The organism is Candidatus Microbacterium colombiense, from assembly GCA_029203165.1.
Classification (GTDB): Bacteria; Actinomycetota; Actinomycetes; order Actinomycetales; family Microbacteriaceae; genus Microbacterium; species Microbacterium colombiense.
In genome coordinates this window covers 622269-639727 of the sequence record CP119308.1, presented here as the reverse complement: position 1 = coordinate 639727, position 17459 = coordinate 622269, and the positions used below count along the sequence as shown (strand labels likewise).

Annotated in this window: 18 protein-coding genes and 1 pseudogene; 10 read left to right on the top strand and 9 right to left on the bottom strand. The window is 69.4% G+C overall.

Features of this window, described 5'->3' with window-relative positions; all coding sequences use genetic code 11:
• Positions 1 to 2: 2 nt before the first annotated feature.
• Entirely contained in the window at positions 3 to 1313 is a 1311-nt protein-coding gene (locus tag P0Y60_03120) for a sugar ABC transporter substrate-binding protein (GenBank protein ID WEK61769.1), read from the bottom strand.
• Between the two features lie 159 nt (positions 1314 to 1472).
• Between P0Y60_03120 and P0Y60_03115 the strand changes: the two genes are divergently transcribed.
• Positions 1473 to 1916 (top strand): hypothetical protein, encoded by a 444-nt coding sequence (locus P0Y60_03115; protein WEK61768.1) that lies wholly within the window; start codon positions 1473 to 1475, stop codon positions 1914 to 1916.
• A gap of 132 nt (positions 1917 to 2048) precedes the next feature.
• Here P0Y60_03115 and P0Y60_03110 read toward each other — a convergent pair whose 3' ends face one another.
• Complete coding sequence (locus P0Y60_03110; protein ID WEK61767.1) at positions 2049 to 3254, bottom strand: hypothetical protein; 1206 nt, start codon at positions 3252 to 3254, stop codon at positions 2049 to 2051.
• A gap of 63 nt (positions 3255 to 3317) precedes the next feature.
• A complete protein-coding gene (locus P0Y60_03105) occupies positions 3318 to 4583 on the bottom strand; it encodes a hypothetical protein (GenBank protein ID WEK61766.1) in 1266 nt (421 codons plus the stop codon).
• Between the two features lie 111 nt (positions 4584 to 4694).
• Here P0Y60_03105 and P0Y60_03100 point away from each other — a divergent pair, with 111 nt between their 5' ends.
• The 7 genes and pseudogenes from P0Y60_03100 (at position 4695) to P0Y60_03070 (ending at position 8914) form a co-directional block, all read left to right on the top strand.
• Positions 4695 to 5765, top strand: coding sequence for a M4 family metallopeptidase (locus P0Y60_03100; GenBank protein WEK61765.1), 1071 nt, complete (start codon positions 4695 to 4697; stop codon positions 5763 to 5765).
• Positions 5740 to 6072, top strand: coding sequence for a hypothetical protein (locus tag P0Y60_03095; protein WEK61764.1), 333 nt, complete (start codon positions 5740 to 5742; stop codon positions 6070 to 6072). The genes P0Y60_03100 and P0Y60_03095 overlap by 26 nt, the downstream gene beginning before the upstream one ends.
• Before the next feature lie 208 nt (positions 6073 to 6280).
• Positions 6281 to 6511: a hypothetical protein gene (locus P0Y60_03090; GenBank protein WEK61763.1), complete on the top strand. Its 231-nt coding sequence runs from the start codon at positions 6281 to 6283 to the stop codon at positions 6509 to 6511.
• Between the two features lie 52 nt (positions 6512 to 6563).
• A pseudogene (locus tag P0Y60_03085) lies at positions 6564 to 7019 on the top strand (ribonuclease HI).
• Positions 7020 to 7329: 310 nt separating this feature from the next.
• Complete coding sequence (locus P0Y60_03080) at positions 7330 to 7761, top strand: DoxX family membrane protein (GenBank protein WEK61762.1); 432 nt, start codon at positions 7330 to 7332, stop codon at positions 7759 to 7761.
• A 40-nt stretch (positions 7762 to 7801) separates the two neighbouring features.
• A complete protein-coding gene (locus P0Y60_03075) occupies positions 7802 to 8533 on the top strand; it encodes a Pr6Pr family membrane protein (protein ID WEK61761.1) in 732 nt (243 codons plus the stop codon).
• Between the two features lie 33 nt (positions 8534 to 8566).
• Positions 8567 to 8914 carry a hypothetical protein gene (locus P0Y60_03070; GenBank protein ID WEK61760.1) on the top strand — a complete coding sequence of 116 codons (348 nt, stop codon included), beginning with the start codon at positions 8567 to 8569 and terminating at the stop codon, positions 8912 to 8914.
• A 49-nt stretch (positions 8915 to 8963) separates the two neighbouring features.
• Here P0Y60_03070 and P0Y60_03065 read toward each other — a convergent pair whose 3' ends face one another.
• The 3 genes from P0Y60_03065 to P0Y60_03055 form a co-directional block, all read right to left on the bottom strand.
• Positions 8964 to 10322 carry an FAD-dependent oxidoreductase gene (locus P0Y60_03065; protein ID WEK61759.1) on the bottom strand — a complete coding sequence of 453 codons (1359 nt, stop codon included), beginning with the start codon at positions 10320 to 10322 and terminating at the stop codon, positions 8964 to 8966.
• A 160-nt stretch (positions 10323 to 10482) separates the two neighbouring features.
• Positions 10483 to 11460, bottom strand: coding sequence for an SRPBCC family protein (locus tag P0Y60_03060; protein WEK61758.1), 978 nt, complete (start codon positions 11458 to 11460; stop codon positions 10483 to 10485).
• Between the two features lie 2 nt (positions 11461 to 11462).
• A complete protein-coding gene (locus P0Y60_03055) occupies positions 11463 to 11849 on the bottom strand; it encodes a metalloregulator ArsR/SmtB family transcription factor (GenBank protein WEK61757.1) in 387 nt (128 codons plus the stop codon).
• Between the two features lie 271 nt (positions 11850 to 12120).
• On the opposite strand from P0Y60_03055, the gene P0Y60_03050 reads away from it, so the two are divergent.
• On the top strand, positions 12121 to 12873 hold the full coding sequence (locus P0Y60_03050; GenBank protein ID WEK61756.1) for an SDR family NAD(P)-dependent oxidoreductase: 753 nt from the start codon (positions 12121 to 12123) through the stop codon (positions 12871 to 12873).
• Between the two features lie 186 nt (positions 12874 to 13059).
• Here the strand turns inward: P0Y60_03050 and hisD are convergent, their stop codons facing one another.
• Complete coding sequence (gene hisD / locus P0Y60_03045) at positions 13060 to 14376, bottom strand: histidinol dehydrogenase (GenBank protein ID WEK61755.1); 1317 nt, start codon at positions 14374 to 14376, stop codon at positions 13060 to 13062.
• Between the two features lie 76 nt (positions 14377 to 14452).
• Here hisD and P0Y60_03040 point away from each other — a divergent pair, with 76 nt between their 5' ends.
• Positions 14453 to 15379: a LysR family transcriptional regulator gene (locus P0Y60_03040; GenBank protein WEK61754.1), complete on the top strand. Its 927-nt coding sequence runs from the start codon at positions 14453 to 14455 to the stop codon at positions 15377 to 15379.
• Positions 15380 to 15490: 111 nt separating this feature from the next.
• On the opposite strand, the gene P0Y60_03035 is transcribed toward P0Y60_03040, so the two are convergent.
• Together P0Y60_03035 and P0Y60_03030 are read right to left on the bottom strand one after the other, a co-directional pair.
• Positions 15491 to 16291, bottom strand: a complete 801-nt coding sequence (locus P0Y60_03035) for a carbon-nitrogen hydrolase (GenBank protein WEK61753.1) — start codon at positions 16289 to 16291, stop codon at positions 15491 to 15493.
• Positions 16284 to 17453 (bottom strand): cupin domain-containing protein, encoded by a 1170-nt coding sequence (locus tag P0Y60_03030; GenBank protein ID WEK61752.1) that lies wholly within the window; start codon positions 17451 to 17453, stop codon positions 16284 to 16286. The genes P0Y60_03035 and P0Y60_03030 overlap by 8 nt, the downstream gene beginning before the upstream one ends.
• Positions 17454 to 17459 lie beyond the last annotated feature (6 nt).

Here is a 17459-nt window from a genome sequence, read left to right as displayed (position 1 = left end):
TCCTACTTCTCCGACCGTTCCTTGACCACCTTGGCGATCGTGTCGAGCGTCGCCTGCGCGTCGGTCTTGCCCTCGTAGAGCTTCTGGAACTCCTCGGAGATCGCGACGGGGAGGCCCGGCACCCGCGCCTCGGCGGGGTAGTTGGTGAAGCCGATGTCGCGCATGTCGAGGAAGGTCTGCGCGTGCACCGGGTAGCCGCCTTCGAGCACGACGTCGTCGGCGCCCTTGATCGAGGGGACCGCGTTGCCTCCCCCTTCGAGTCGGAAGGTCTGACCCTCTGCTGAGAGGAACTCGGTCCAGAAGGTGAAGGCCGCATCCTCGACCTTGGTCTTGCCGTTGATGGCGAGGAAGGAGGTGGCGACGCCGGTGGGAGCCGGTTCGCCGTCGGGCGTCGGCCAGCGCACGATGTCGTAGCTGTCCTCCTCACCCGTGGCCTTGACCGTGCCGATCGTGTAGCGGCCCTGCACGAAGAACCCCGCCTTGTGGGTCACGAAGATGCTGTCGGCACCCGCGCCGTCCGGCAGCGTATCGGCGACCACGAAGGTGCCGTCCTGGAACAGATCGCCGAGCTCCTGCACCGACGCGACGGTGTCGGCATCCGTGTTCGCGGTGAAGGCGTCGGACTCGTCGTACGGAGCGGGCAGGCCCTGCGAGGAGAGCCAGCTCCAGTGCGTGGCCCAGTAGTTCCAGTACATCGTTCCAGTCAGGCCGGCGTCGTGGAGCTGGGCGTTCATCTCGAGGAACTTGTCGGTGGTCCACTCGCCGTTCTCGGCGAGGGTGGCGGGGTCATCGGTGATGCCGGCAGCGGCGAGCGCCTGCTTGTCGTACCAGAACACATCGGGGTTGGAGTCGTTGGGGGCCGCGTAGACCTCGCCGTCCTCCTCGGCCGCGCCGAACAGGCCGGGGAAGAAGTCGTCCTTCTTCGTCTGGCTCGCGTCGGATTCCATCAGGTCGCTGAGCGGCATCAGTCGGTTCGAGTCGACGAACTGGCCGATCATGTCGTCACCGACGTAGAACACGTCGGGAGCGGTGTTGCTGGTGAGCTGAGCCAGCAGCTTGGAGTGGTAGTCGCCGTAGCTCGCGACGGGCTGCAGCTTGACCTTGATGTCGGGGTGCCGCTTCATGAAGTCCTTGTTGAACTCCTCGTACCGGGTCAGCTCGTCGGCCGTGCCCCAGGTGGACCAGATGACCGTCGCGTTGCCGTCGGCGTCGACGCCGCCTCCACCGCCACCGCCGCTGCATGCGGCGAGCCCCAGGGTCAGAGCGCCGGCGGCACCCAGTGCCAGATACCGCGTCACGTTCGCACGTGCCATCTCGCTACCTCTTTCATCATTGGAAGATCGTCGGGAATGCCCCTCAGGGCTACCTCGTATTCTGTATACAGAACGCAAGAGTGTCAAGATCCTGGTTGACGGCGGCTCGGTTCGAGACCGTCTCGTGACGTGCGCGGGGTTGTGATGGAGAATGACGGGATGGACACCCCCGACCCGTATCTGCTCGGCCCCGGGCTGCTCCCGACGCCGTTCTCCGCCGACGAGATCCGCGAGGCGACGGGCTCCGGCAAGACCATCCGACTGCTGCTGGAGGGGCCGGACGGACCGCTCGGCGAGCATGTCAACCGCTTCAGCGATACGGATGCCGAGGGCGCCACCCTCGAGCGCTGGGCCGCCGCGGACCCGAAGGCAGTGGTCTCACACCGCGTCACCTGGGCCGAGTTGCAGGGGCACGCCGCGTTCGACGCCGACACGACGAGCGTGTCGACAGTGTCGCTCACCACGCCCCTCGGCACCCTCACCTGCCGCCGCTATGACACCGAGGACGGGGTGTTCTGGTTCTCACTCGCCCACCCGGGAATGCCGGTGCAGTACGAGTCCGACGGCATGCGCACCACGGTGCTCAACATCCACCTGGACTGACGGACGCCCGCCGCGCGCCCGCCGCGACGCCGAGTGCACGGCATCCGATCGAGTGCACGGGTTCCCCGCGTGAGGAACCCGTGCACTCAGCGCGAACCCGTGCACTCGGCGTCGGTTCAGAGTGACGCCGCGTCAGTGACCCGCGGCGCCCACCACGGTGAACTCGTTCGGCACGATGTCGAGCGTCGCCTCGGCCGACACCTCGCCGCTGTGCAGATCGACGGCCAGGATGCGGTTCGCCGCGGGTTCCGTGACGTACGCGAGGTCGCCGACCACGCGCAGGCCCGGGTGCGGCTGCTGCCATTCGGTCGGGCTCTCCCACGGGGCGATGACCTTCCACGACTCCTGCGGTGCGCCCGTCTCGTCGAGCACGTTCAGCGTGCCGTCCGAGCCGAGCACGATGATGTCGTCGTGCGCACTGCGACCGACGCCGCGCCACGTGTACTGCACGCCGGCCGGCAGGTCGACGACCGAGAGCTTCTGCGCGTCGGTGTCGATCAGCGCCAGCTGCGACAGCAGGTAGCCCTCGGAGTCGGGGTCGGCGTTGTAGTCGCCCACCGCGATCGCGCTGGTGTCGGTCACGTAGGCGTTGCCCGTGCGACCGTATGCGTCGGGGGCGTCGAGCTTGGTGAAGGCGCCGTCGGCGAAGAGCAGCACGCCGTCCTCGCATCCGAACATCACGGCCTCACCCTTCAGCGCGCCCTCGCCGTGCACGCTGGGGCACTGCTCGTTGCGGGCGATCTCGCTGCCGTCCTGGGCCAGCAGGCGCACACCGGTGCGCGCGTCTGCTGTGCCGATGGTCGCGAGCGTGGTGCCGTCGGTGAGCTCGACCGCGACGCCGTGGTGGGCGGCCTCCGAGGTGATCGTGTCGACCTCGGGAAGCGTGCCGGCGCCGACCGCATCCGTGTCGAACACGCGGATGTCTCCCGTGCCGTCGTCGAACAGTGCCGTGCGTCCGCCGTGCGGGGTGACGTGCCCGGCCGCGACCGCCTCGAACACCTCGCCCGTGAGCTCGACGGTGTCGGTGGCGAGCCCGGTGTCGAGCAGATGGAAGCCGTCTTCGGCGGTGACGAACACGTGGCCGTCGTGATCGCCGGCGCTGTTCACACGCAGGAAGCCGCCGAGTTCGACCCGGTCGACGGTGTCGAGAGTCTCTCCGTCGAGCACCAGGATGCCGCCGTCGTAGCTGATGGCCACGCGGGTGTCGCTCTCGTGCGAGGGCTCGGCGGGCGCGCTGCTGTCGGATGCCGGGGCTGCGGTGGCGCATCCGGCGAGCGCCACCGCGGCCAGCGCGCCGACGGCGCCGATCGCGAGGCGGGTGCGGGCAGGTCGGGACATGGGTGTCCTCTCTTTCTCAGGGGGTGCGCGGGTGCGCGCGACGGAGGGATCCGTCGGTGGCGGTCAGCCGACCAGTTGCAGGAACCAGGGGTCGAGGTCGGCGAAGGTTCGGGTGATGTGGAGGGAGTCGCGGTGGTCGAGCTCGTACACCGCGCCGGATGCGGGGTCGGAGACGTAGACGTGCTGGGCGTCGACGATCAGCCGCACCCGCTCGCGGGTCGACGGGTCGGCGACGGATGCCGCGAGCAGGGGCTCCGTGCGGACGAGCACCTCTCCGGTGGGGTCGAGAATCCGCACCCGCCCTTCGGAGTCGAGCACGATCGTGCGGCTCTCGTCGTCGCCGATCGCGACCGCCGCGACGAGCGGCACGTCGGATGGCAGCAGCGTCCAGGCGCGGGCGCGCACGTCGAGCAGCCATGCACCCCGGTCACCGGCGATCCCGGCGAGGTCGGGACGATCGGCACGGCCGCTCAGCTGCGTGGGCGCCGGCGCCCCATGCGGGGTGGGGATGCTCTCACCCACGACGGCGCCGCCGACCTCGCGCGTGAACAGCACGGCGCCCTCGGCGCAGGCGAACACGACCCCGACACGGGTGACGTCGGCATCCGTGACGTCGGTGCAGGGCATCCCTTCGCCGGAGAGCGGGGCGCCGTCGGCATCCGCGATCTCGATGCTGGTGTCGGCGGTGGGGATGAGGAGATGGTCGGCGAAGGGCACGATCGGGCCGGTGGCGTCGGACGGGCGGCGCTCGATCTCGGCGAGGGCGTCGGCTTCGGGGGTGAGCTCTTCGTGGGCGAGCTCTTCGTGGGAGATGACGAGGAACTCCCCGGGGAACTGCAGGGCGGCGCGCTGTTCACCGGCCGTGACAACGAGGTCGCCGTCGCCCGCGAGGGTGCCGACGAGGCGGGGCTCGCCGCGGAAGGAGTGCGTGTGGTCGCCGTGCGGGACGGTCCAGCGGGCGGTGTCGATCACATCGACGGCGGCGCGGTCGGCGTGGGTCACGTAGACGAATCGGCCGTCGCTCTGGATGCTGTCGGCATCCCCCTCTCCGGCGCGCAGGCTCTCGCGGGTTTCGGTGGCGAGATCGAGGAGGGTGATCCCGCCGTTCTCGTCGCCGATGATCAGAGCCGACGCGGGCGACGAGACCTCGGAGGCGGATCCCCCATCGACCCCATGGCCATCGGATGCGGCGGATGCCGTCGGGCTCGGTGCAGGCGCGGCGCTCGGTGCCGTGGCGTTCGGTGCCGCGGCGCATCCACTGAGGACGAGGAGCGAGGCGAGCAGACCGGCTGTCCGGATTGTCCGGCCGAGAGAGGAGGGGGTGTCCATAGGACTCTCACCTTATTGATAACGATTCTCAATCTCAAGTTCAGTGTCGTGGTGGAAGGAGAGCCGCGCGCGTCCTCGCCGAAGGTCCGAGGCCCGGCGTAGGGTCGCACCATGAGCAGCTCAGCAGCGGTCGAGAGTCACGGTGTCGTCCCCTCCTACCTGCTCGCGCGTCTGGCCGAGTCGGGCCGCTTCCCCAAGGCCGCGGCCGCCGCCCGCCAGACCCTCACCGCGGGTCGCCCGCCGTTCCGCGCGCGCATCGACCTGTCGATCAACGAGAACGGCGATCTCGTGGCACAGCTGTCCGATGCGCCGAACCGCACCGTCAGCGATGCGGGCAACACGCAGACGCTCCCCGGCGCGCTGGTGCGCGGCGAAGACGACGGGCCGGTCGACGACGAGGCAGCGAACCAGGCGTTCGACGGGCTCGGCGCGACGTTCGAACTGCTGCTCTCGGCATTCGGCCGCAACTCGCTCGACGATGCCGGTGCTCCTCTCGACGCGACCGTGCACTACGGCGTCGACTACGACAACGCGTTCTGGGATGGCGAGCGCATGGTGTTCGGCGACGGCGACGGCGAGGTGTTCCAGCACTTCACGGCATCGACCACGGTCATCGGTCACGAGCTGGCGCACGGCGTCGTGCAGCACACCGCGAACCTCGAGTACCAGGGCCAGCCCGGCGCACTGAACGAGTCGATCGCCGATGTCTTCGGCGCCCTCACCGAGCAGTACCTGCTCGGGCAGACGGCAGACCAGGCGACCTGGCTGATCGGCTCCGAGATCTTCACGGATGCCGTGCAGGGCGTCGCGCTCCGCTCGATGATCGAGCCTGGCACCGCGTACGACGACGATGAGCTCGGCAAGGATCCGCAGCCCGCCCACATGAGCGGCTTCGTGCGCACGACGGAAGACAACGGTGGCGTGCACATCAACTCCGGCATCCCGAACCGAGCGTTCGCCCTGTTCGCGATCGACCTCGGCGGCAACGCCTGGGAGCACGCGGGACTCGTCTGGTACCGCGCGCTCACGGGCGGCCTGTCGAGTACGGCGACGTTCACCGAGTTCGCCGATGCCACGGTCGCTGCGGCGAGCGCCGTCGACGAGGGCACGGGGGCGGCGGCTCGACGCGCGTGGACCGCCGTGGGAGTCTATGACCATGAGCGAGTCCCTTCCACCGAGTGACGAGCACGCGCCGGCCGAGCACCAGGTCGTCATCGCGGTGGTGCGCTCCGGGGGCGTCGCCGGCATCAGTCGTCGCTGGCGGGTCGAGGCGGAGCCGTCCCAGGTGCCCGAGTGGATCGCACTGATCGAGAGCTGCCCCTGGGATGACGACACGGATGCCGCCGCCGGCGCGGACCGCTTCGTCTGGAGCATCCGCGTGCGCACACCCGCCGAGCGCCGCGAACGCGAGCTGCCCGACTCTCAACTCGCAGGCCCCTGGCTCACCCTGGTTCAGGCCGTGCGCGACGCGTCGCATCCTGCTGGCTGAGCCCGCGCGCGTTCCCTGCCGCGAGGCGCCACTTCCCGCGCGAGACACCACTTCCCGCGCGAGGCGCCACTTCCCGCGCGAGACACCACTTCCCGCGCAAGACACCGCGGCAGACGTGATGTCTCGCGGCGAAAGGCGTGTCTCGCGGCGAGAGGTGCGTCTCGCGGCGCAGGTGAATTCTCGGGTCGGACGGAGGACAATGGGTGGTATGGGATTGTTCCAGCACCGCCCCGAGGACGAAGAGAACCAGTGGGCCGGGCTTCCGTCCGAGCCTCTCGAGCGCGAGGATTCCGACGTGCTCGACGCGATCCCCGCCGTCGATCCGATGGCGCTCGGGTTGGGCGCCTCGGTGAGCTCCATCGTGTTCCCGGTCGCTCCCCCGCCTCCCGCGGCCGTCTCGATCGAGAATCGCGAGCCGGAGGACGAGCCCGAAGCCTGATCGGGATGGGCCGGCGTCGGGTCACGTCGTCACCCGCGGCTACGGTTGAGGGATGACGATCACCGCCGCCGCAGACGGCTCCGCCCTGGGCAACCCCGGCCCCAACGGCTGGGCCTGGTACATCGACGACGATAACTGGGGAGCGGGCGGTTCCCCGCACGGCACCAACAATCAGGGCGAGCTGCAGGCCGTGCTCGAGCTGCTGAAGGCGACGGCCGGCTCCGACGAGAAGCTGCACATCTGGTGCGACAGCCGCTACGTGATCGACTCCGTCACCAAATGGATGCCGGGCTGGAAGCGCCGCGGATGGCGCAAGTCCGACGGCGGCCCCGTGCTCAACCGCGACCTGCTCGAGGGGATCGACGAGGCGATGCGCGGCCGCACCGTCGAGTTCTCGTGGGTCAAGGGCCACGCGGGTGACGACCTGAACGAGGCCGCCGACGAGCGGGCGAACGCCGCGGCACGCGCCTATCAGCAGAAGCAGGAGCCCCGCCGCGGGCCCGGCTTCACGCGCGAGACGGGATCGAGCACGTCGGCTGCGGCATCCGTCCCCCTCGCCTTCTCCGAGCCCGCAGATACCGAGCCCGCAGCCCCCACGGCCGCGCCGACACCGGCGGCGCCACTCTGGGCCGACGCTTCCGACCTGCTCGACGGTCTGGACGCTCCGGCCGCCGATCCCATCGAGCTCCGGCTCGCCCTGTCGGGCGAGGAGCATGCCCGCCTGCGCGATCGCGCCGAGGCTCAGGGCGTCTCGCTGGTCGAAGCGCTCCGCCGACTGATCTGACCTGTTCGATCTGACCCGCGCGTACACTCGCACCATGTCTTCCGTCGCTCGCACGATCGGCCGTGTCTTCCTGGGGTCGTTCCTCGTCTTCGCGGGTATCTCACACCTCACCTTCGCGCGCGATGAGTTTCAGGCGCAGGTCCCGGAGTGGTTGCCGCTCGATCCCGATGTGACGGTCGTGGCATCCGGCGCGGTCGAGCTCGCCCTGGGGTCGGCACTGCTGGTCGCGCGGAGACACCGCCCGCTCGTCGGCGTCGCCGCGGCTCTGTTCTTCGTCGCCGTCTTCCCCGGCAATATCGCTCAGTGGATGCACCACCGCGACGCCTTCGGACTCGACACCGACATGAAGCGCTTCGTGCGACTGTTCTTCCAGCCGGTGCTGATCGGGCTCGCTCTCTGGTCGACGCGCAGTCCTCGACGCCGACGCGGAGACGCCGACTCGGAGGCGCCGGCTCGGAGACGCTGACAGAGCCACCCCTCGCGCGTCCGTAGACTCGATTGATGGCATGGACGGCGGCGACGCAGCGGTGAAGGCGCGTACCGTCTTCGGCCTGCTCCGGCTGAGTGCGGCCGCGCTGTGCCTGGTCGCCCTCATCCATCGACTCGCCTGGGGGCTGGCCTCGTTCACGATCGCCAGTCAGAACTTCTTCGCGTACCTGACGAATCAGTCCAACATCGTCTTCGTCGTGCTGCTGAGCATCGGCGGAATCATCGCCCTCCGGCGCGACCGGGACCCGCGCTGGCTCACGGTCGCGCTGGCGATGGTGCTGACCTGGACGATCACGGCCGGACTCGTCTTCGCGGTGCTCGTCTGGCAGGCCGGCCTACGCGGCATCCGCATCGATGTGCCGTGGTCCGATCAGGTGCTGCACTTCTGGCTGCCGGCGTGCACCGTGATCGCCTGGGCGCTCGCGCCGGGACACCGGTCGGTGCCGTGGCGGGTGATCCCCGCGACGCTCATCTACCCCCTGGTGTGGGGTGCGTTCACGATGATCCGCGGCCCCCTGATCGGCTGGTACCCGTACTACTTCCTCGATCCGCGACAGGTGAGTGGACCGACCGAGTTCCTCGCGTCATCCGGCATCGCCCTCGCGACCTTCGCGGTGGTCGCCACGGCACTCGTGCTGATCAGTCGGATGCCCGTGCCGAAGCGGTTGCAGCTCGACGAGCCCACGTCGACGCCGGAGGTCGACCCCGTCAGGGAGCACGCCCTGTCCGGTGCGACCGCCCGGCGTTAGTCAGGCGCAGCGTCGCGCATAGACTTCCGAACCATGGACATGTTCATCGTGCTCGCAGCGCTGATCACAATCGGCGCGCTGGTGGTGATCGGCGTATCCAAGGCCGCAGCGGCCGCCGCGCGCCGCGGATCCCTCTCCCGGACAGTGAGCCGCTGGGTGACCGGACTCATGGTCGCCGGCCCCGGGCTCACCGTCGTGTGGCTTGTGTACGGCCAGGTCCAATCACGCCGAGATGATGTCTCGGCCTACGACCGCGAGATGGTGGTCGCCGCGCTCATCCTCGGCTCCCTCGTGATCTGCTGGACGGCAGCGCTGCTCACGTTCGCCATCGGGACCGGCGCGCAGACCCGCCGGCCCCGTCGCGCCCGGGAATTCCGCTGACACACGCGACCGGGCCGTCCACCGATCTCGTCCTGTTGTCAGCCGCGCCCTAGGCGTAGACGCGGAGCGAGGTGAGCGCGGCGGTCAGCGCGTCATCGTCGTCGAGTGCTGCGAACTCCTCCGCCGCCGCGCCTCCGACGATCCCGACCAGCACGTTCTCCCCGGTCGCCGGACGCAGGTTGATCCAGGTGCGGATCATCGCATCACCGCCGACCGTGTGCCAGATCGCGGCATCCGACTCTCCGAACGGCTCGTCGAATCGCAGCCAGATAGCCTCGATGAAACCCACACCGAGCGAGGTGATCGCGCCGCGGTTGCCGAACGGGAGCGGAGGGTCGAACTCGATCCCCTGCTGCTGCAGCACGCCGAGCGGCACGGTCACGACCACGCGGTCGAACGACAACGCCTCGCCCGTGCCGAGCCGGAGCCCCACCCCGCTGTCGTCGTACGAGAGCCTGCTGACCGGAGACGACAGGCCGACCCGCACCCCGTCGAGCGCCTGCTCGACGAACGGCACCAGGCTGTCGCGCGCGGCCATCTGATCGCCCGTGGCGAGCGAGGGCGGGAACCAGCTGGAGATCTGATCGGCGTCGGCTCCGGAGCGCGTGGCGAGGAAGGCCAGCAGCGCCGCGGTCGCCGGATCCTCCAGGTCGCCGCCCGCCGCGGTCACGGCGTCGGCGAGTGTCGAGTCCTCGGGCGCGGCCTGGGCGGCGTCGATCGCGGCCTGGAGCGGCTTCTCGCTGACCGGCTCGGTCTCGGCGTCGGGCGACTGCCAGAGCGCGCCGGCGAGATCGACGACCCCCACGTCACGCATGCGGAGGCGGTCGATCAGATCGGCATCCGCCTCTCCGAAGAGCCAGGCACCCAGTTGCACGGGCATCGGCCAGGAGTCATCCGACTTCGAGAGCACACGTCCGCCGACACGGTCACGCGCCTCGAAGACCGTGACCTCCATGCCGGCATCCACCAGCCCCGCGGCTGCGGTCGCGCCGGCGAGACCCGCGCCGATCACGGCCACACGCTCGCCCCGTTCGGCCTGTTCACGGACTTCGTCGACCACGCGTTCGCCCGAGCCGATCGCACCGCGCATCGTTCCGGGCGCCTCGTCATCGGTGGCTTCGCCGGCGAAGAACAGCCGGTCCGCGACCGGAGTGGCCAGCGCGGTGCGGGCGCCCGCCAGCACCCCGGCGGGGGCGAAGCTGACGGCCCCGTGCGAGAACGGATCGGTGGTCCAGGCGCTGCGCACGAACCCGGCCGGTGCCGGCACCCCGTCGCCCGGATCCGGGTCGCGCGTGGGGGTGGGAGTGGGTGTGGGGCGCGGAGCGGGCTCCGGGGTGCACGACGCGAGCAGCACCGAGACAGCGCCGGCGCCGGCGCCCAGAAGCAGAGTGCGGCGAGTGATCCTCATCGTTCCGCCACTTTATCCCGGACGGGTGGCCGGCGAGCGTCCCGCTCGGTCGAGGTCACCGCGCTCCGCCGTTCATAACTCCTCAAAATCGAGGCCGACAGACGCAGAAACCGGCCGATTCGAGCCGAATCGGCCGGTTTCTGAGGAGTTATGAACGAGCTCAGACGGCGAGCAGCTCGCGCTCGAGGCGGGCGTACGACGTCTCCATGCCGTCGGCCATGCCGGTGGCGAGGATCATGTCGCGCGTGTCCTTGTCGGGGTACTCGATGTACAACGTGATGAGGGTCGCGCCGTCCTCTTCATACAGGTTGAGGTCGTTGAGCGTCTCGATCGGCATCCCGATCATCCGCTCGGTCTGCACCGACCGACGAGGAGCGTCGATCAACAGCGCTTCGCCCTCGAATCCGAACGGCTGCCCCTCGGTGTCGCCGACCGGCGCCCACGACGTGCGGTACGACTGGCCCACCTCGGCGGCGACGACGCAGTCGGTCATCACCCAGCCGTCGGGTCCGAGCAGCCACTGCTTCATGAGCTCAGGCTCGTTGTGCGCACGCCAGACCAGCTCGCGCGGCCCTTCGACCAGACGCGTGATGCGCACGTGCACGTCGTCGATCAGCTCGACCCGCGTGCCCTTGCCCTGGGCGTAGTCGCGGAGGTCCTGCAGCACGGCGTCGAGCTGCGACATCGCCATCTTGGTGCCCTCGACGGCGCCCATCGAGACGACCTGCTCGAGTGCGTCAGCCGAGGCGAAGTAGCTGGTGGTGACCATGCGCGTGCCATCGGCGGTCGACTCGAAGGTGAAGACCATGCGCATCGAGGGCAGGTTCTCGTCGGGCGTGCCCTCGTCGTCGGCGAACGCGTCGAGCACCTCGAAGGTGTGCGGAGCGTCGATGCGCAGGAACTCCCACGTTCCCGACGCCTTCTCGCCGCGGGGTCCGTTCATCGTGTAGTTCGCATGGCCCCCGACCGTGTGGTCCCACTTGGTGAAGGTGGCCGGCCATCCGGGAGGACCCCAGAAACGCTCGAGCTGCTGCGGGTCGGTGTACGCGGCCCAGACCCGTTCGATCGGTGCAGCCAGGTCGGCGACCACGGTCATGGTCAGGTTCTCGGCATCGGTGATGACGTCGGTGACAGGCATTGTCAGTCTCCTTGTTCGATTCGTGAGGTGTCGGTGTTGTTGTCGGTGGGGCCCGCGGGCTCGGCCAGCAGGTCGTCGAGTCGGGCGATGCGCGACCGCCACAGCTCTTCGTATCGGGCGAGGAGCGCCCTGGCGCGGGCGATCATCTCGGGGTTCGCGCGGACGAGCCGCTCGCGTCCCTCGGCGCGCTTGACGATGAGGTTCGCGGCCTCGAGCACGGCGACGTGCTTCTGCACCGCGGCGAACGACATCTCGTATTCGGAGGCGAGGGTCGAGACGGACTGCTCCCGCTCGATCGTCCGACGCAGGATGTCGCGCCGGGTCGACGTCGCCAATGCGTGGAACACACGGTCGACCTCCGCTTCGCTCAGTTCTCTTTGTGAAACCATTTGGTTGTACGTTATGCCCGAGCGGATGCAGTGTCAAGCCCTACGTGTTGGAAAACCTGCTCGCCCTGCAGGGAGAAGTGACGGATGCCGGGAGAAACGCGCGCATCCGCCCGGCATCCACTCTTTCTCCCTGCATCCCGCACGGTCGACAAGGCCTTCGAAATTTCATTCACGTGAATCCATCACCCGATTCCGGGCGTAGGCTGGAGAGAAGGACGGACCGTCCGAGAAGATCTCCCGGCACCGCGCCCGCCCGGAAGTGGAGTCACTCGTGGCTCAGTACGACGTCTCGAACCGCTCAGCGATCGTGACGGGAGCGGGCAGCGGAATCGGACGCTCGACCGCCCTCCTGCTCGCCCGCAACGGCGCCTCCGTCGTCGTGAACGACCTGAACGCGGAGCACGCGAACGCGGTCGTCGACGAGATCCGCGCCGCCGGCGGCATCGCCGAGGCATCCGTGGGAGACGCGACCGACAGGGACTGGATCGCCTCGTCCGTCGAGCTCGCGAACACCCTCGCCCCGCTGCGCATCGGCGTCAACAATGCCGGCATCGGCGGAGCATCCGCCCCCACCGCCGAGTACGACGACGGGGCCTGGGACAAGGTCATCGCGATCAACCTCAACGCCGTCTTCCGCAACATGAAAGCGCAGATCCCCTCGATCCTTGCGAACGGCGGCGGGTCGGTCGTGAACATCGCTTCGATCCTCGGCAGCGTCGGCTTCGCGAACTCCCCCGCCTACGTCACGGCCAAGCACGGCGTGGTCGGAATGACGAAGTCCGCCGCGCTGGAGTACTCGGCACAGGGCGTGCGCGTGAACTCGGTCGGCCCCGGCTTCATCGACACCCCGTTGCTGGCGAACATGGGCGAGGACGCCAAGAGCTTCCTCGTGAGCAAGCACCCGATCGGACGCCTCGGACAGGCCGACGAGGTCGCGAACCTCATCGCCTTCCTCGCCAGCGACGCTGCGAGCTTCATCACCGGCAGCTACCACCTGGTCGACGGCGGCTACACCGCCCTCTGACCCCGCGCGCGACCCGCTGGTGCCGGGCCGGTGGTGCCGGGCGGTCGCGGTGCAGGGAGAAGTGACGGATGCAGGGAGGATCACGGCGATCCTCCCTGCATCCTGTGTTTCTCCCTGCATCCTGCGCGCCGTGGGCGACGGATGCCGGGGCGACGGATGCCGGGGCGACGGATGCCGCGGCGCGGCCTACTCGAACGCGGCGAGGCGCAGCGTGGCGGTGGCGCTGTGCGCGGCCATGCCCTCCGAGTCGGAGATCACCTGCACGGCGTGGGCGAGTTCCGGCGTCGCCTGTCGGGTGATGCGCTGGTACGTCAGCGGCTTCAGGAACCGCGAGACCGAGAGCCCGGCGCTGTGCTTGGCACCCCCGGCCGTCGGCAGCACGTGGTTGGTACCGGCCATGCCCTTGTCGGAGTAGGCCACCGTGCTCCAGGGCCCGAGGAAGATCGAGCCGTAGTTGCGCAGGCGCTCGTGGTACCAGTCGTCGTCGGCGGTGAGCAGTTCGAGGTGCTCGGGGGCCAGGTCGTCCATGAGCGCGGCCGCGGTCTCCCGGTCCGTGGCGACCGTCACGACGCCGTAGTCGCGCCACGCGGCGCCGGCGATCTCGGCGGTGGCGAGGGTCTCGAGCTGCCGGTCGATCGCGGCGATCACTGCGCGTCCGTGCTCCTCCGAGGTGGTGACCAGCGCGGCCGGTGAGTTCGGGCCGTGCTCGGCCTGGCCCAGCAGATCGGCAGCGACGAGCTCCGGGTCGGCGGTCTCGTCTGAGATCACCGCGACCTCGCTGGGCCCGGCGAGCAGGTCGATCGCGACCGTGCCGAACAGTTGACGCTTCGCCTCGGCCACGAAGGCGTTGCCCGCGCCCACGAGCATGTCGACGGGAAGGTCGCCGAGCAGCCCGTAGGCCATTGCGGCGAGCGCCTGCACGCCGCCGATCACGAACACCCGGTCGACGCCGGAGAGATGTGCGGCATAGACGACGGCGTCGTTCGCTCCACCATCCGGCTGCGGCGGCGTGCACGCGATCACCGTGGGCACACCCGCGGCCTTGGCCACGCCGACCGTCATGAATGCACTCGCCGTGAGCGGGAAGCGTCCGGCGGGGAGGTAGGCGCCGACGCGCGCGACCGGGATGTACTTCGCACCCGTGACGATGCCGGGCACGAACTCGGTCTCGAAGTCGGTGAGGTGCTCGCGCGAGGCGCGGGCGAAGGCCTGGGTGCGCGCAGCGCCGAGCTCGATCGCCGCGCGGAGGTCGGGCGCGAGGCGGTCGCCGCTCGTCGCGATCTGCTCGGCGGTGAGCTCGATGTCGGCGCCCTGGTAGTTGTCGAGCTTCCGGGCGTGGTCGAGCACGGCATCCATCCCCCGCTCGCGGATGTCGGCGAGCATCGCCGTGACGGTCTCGATCACGGCCGGATCCCGCTGTGCGGCCGGCGCATCGATGAGCGGGGTCTTGAGGTGGTGGAACGCGCCGTCGAGGCGAGAGAGGACTGCTGAGGAGTAACGCATGCAGGAAGGCTAGAACCGGAGCAATCCAGGGACAACCCAGATAGTACGAGGCTATCCATCGGGTTTACCATTGGTTGTGACCATCACACAGTTGAGCGCCTTCCTCGCAGCCCTCGAGCACGGTTCCTTCACCGCCGCCGCCGCGCACCTCGACCTGACCCAGGCCTCGGTGTCGGAGCTCGTCGCCCGTCTCGAGCGCGAGCTCGGGGTCGCGCTCTTCACGCGGGGAAGCCGGCGCCTGGTGCCGACGGCGGCGGCGATCGAACTGCGCCCGCACGCGACCCAGGCCGTGAGCGCGGTGCAGAACGGCATCGACACGATCCAGGCGCTGACGTCGCTCGACCGCGGCACCTGCACCTTCGGGGTGCTGCGCAACGCGGCCTACTACGCGCTCGCCGACCTCGCCGAGACGTTCCACCACCGGCATCCGAATGTGCGGTTGCGGCTGGTCGGCATCAACTCCGCACACGTCGCGCGCTCGATCGCGAACGGCGAGCTCGAAGCGGGGCTGCTGGTGCTGCCCGTCGATGAGGACGGCCTGCAGGTGCGCCCGCTCTTCCGCGACGAGGTGCTCTACGCCTCGGCCACCCGCCCACGGAAAGCCGGGCCGGTCACGATCGACGAGGTCTCTGCCGCCAAGCTCGTGCTCTACGACGCCTTCGCCGGATGGGACGACCCGACCCGGCGGCAGCTGCTCGAACGGGCACGCCTACGTGGCCTCCCGTTGGACCCCGCGGTCGAGGTCGAGCACGTCGAGACGGCGCTGAGCCTGGTCGCGGCCGGCACCGCCGACACGATCGTGTCGCGGTCGATCGCCGAGTCCGACGCGTTCCCGGCCGGCATCCGCACCTTCCCGTTCGCCGAGCCGATGCACGACACGATCGCTCTGGTGCAGCGCGAGGGAATGCTGCTCTCACCCGCCACGCAGCGTCTCGCCGAGTTGGCGGAGCGGATGCTGCGCGAGCGACTCCCCGAGCACGAAGGGCGATCGGCGGCCGACTGAGCGGCCGGGTTCGGGAGGAGTTCACGTCGTGGGGAGGAACTCAGGGGATGGATGCTCCTCCCCACGCTGAGTTCTCCTCCCGACGCCGCGAGCCGACAACGGACGAACGCGTCAGTACAGGTCGGCCCGACGGTCGGCGAACAGGTCGTTGTGCGGCGGTAGCGACTTCTCACGCACCGCGGCGAGCGAGACGGTGGCCGTCGCACCCATGACCGCCCGGAACGCGACGATCCACCCCTGCTCGTCGATGATCGCCGTGCCGTCGGTCCAGTCGACGCCGCGCTCGGACCCCCAGCGATCCGCGATCACGATGGGCAGTCGCGACGAGCGCGCGGCGGCCATGGCCTGGATGAGTTCGGGTGCATGCTCGCCCGCGGGCCTCGGCACCAGCGGCCAGTTGACCGGGAGCGCCAGAACATCGGCACCGGCGAGGGCCAGCCTGCGCGGCACCTCGGGGAACTCGTTGTCGTAGCAGAGGGCGACGCCGAGCCTGCCGAACGGAGCATCGACCACGAGACCGGCCTCCGAGCCCTCGTCGAACACGAGCTTCTCGGCGCCCCAGAGATGCGACTTGCGGTAGTCGGCGAGGCGGCCGTCGCGCGTCAGTACCGCGGCCGTGTTGAAGAGCCCGTCATCCGCGCGCTCCGCGTAGCCCACCACGACGACCGCACCCTCCGGGATGGCGTCGTGCAGATCCGCCCAGCGCGGATCATCGCGGGTGAGGGCGGATGCCGTGGCTTCGGCGCGGTCCGTGAACACGTACCCGCCCGTGGCCAACTCGGGCAGCACGATCAGGTGCGCGCCCCGCCGCGCCGCCGCCGCGATCGCGTCACGGAGACGACCGAGGTTTCCCTCGACGTCTCCGAGCACGATCTCGGGCGACAGCGCAGCGAGGCGCAGTGAATCAGTCATCTTCGGTCGCGGTGACCATCACTCCGAGCGGCGCCAGGTACCCGTTGGGATCGATGGTCCAGTCGGCGGCCGCGGCGGCCGCGACGACCTCGGGGGCCCACTCGAGGTAGACGCGGTCGTCGCCGCCGTTGATCACGAGCACCGTGCCCGTGCCGGTCTCATCGCCCTCGACGCAGACGTACGAACGCCAGGCGCCCTCGGGCACCGAGAACGTGTCGCCGGCACCGAGCGTGACTGTCGTCGACGAGTCATCGTTGAGCGTGACCTCCCAGCGCCCGGTCTTGAACAGCAGCGCCTGCGTCTTGTCGTGGCGGTGGCGCAGCACGCCCTGACCGGCCTCAGCACGCACCCAGGCGAGGTTGAACGAGTGGGGTTCGTGCACGTTCGGCACCTGACGGCGGTTCTCGCTCATGCCGTAGCCGATGGCGGTGGCGAGTTCGACCCGGCCCCCGTCGACCGCTGCGCACAGCAGCGCAGCCGAGGAGTACTTGCGGTCGCCCGGCTGGATGACCCGCGAGCGCATGTCTTCCAGCGAGTACGTCGTGAGCTCGTCGATGTAGTGCTGCTTCATCGGCTTGATCAGCGCCACGTCGTCGGGCAGCACGTCACCGGCGACGGTGTCGATCAGCTGGTTGTCGGCCGTGAGGTGCAGACCGTACGACTCCGCCTCGCGGAGCACCGACGGTCCCCAGATGATGCCGCCGTTGTCGTCGCGACCGAGCACCGTGTAGAGGATGCCGTCATCCAGACCCTCGTTCGTGAAGCCGCGGAAGATCCACGTGGGGATCGTGACGATGTCGCCGTCATGGCTGATGTACTCGCCCTGCTTGCCGTCCACGCCCCAGCGGAGGCGGAACTCGCCACCGAGGTTGATGAAGACCTCCGCGGTGAAGTGCAGGTGGAGGTTGTTCGAGATGCCGTTGGGCATGCCCGCCGCTCCCGTGTTGAACCCGTGGTTGACCTCGAGGTTCACGTACTGGTTCGCGTTCTGCGAGACGCCGGCCCCGATGAAGGAGTAGTTCTCCTTGCGGTCCGATCCCGGGGTGCGGCAGTCGATGAACGCCGAGTTGCACGGCACCCAGTCGGTGCGGCGGATGGTCCGTCGCTCGATCTCGTTCGCGTCGACGATGACGTCGGTCGCGTCGACGATGGCGTTGCTCATTTCTTC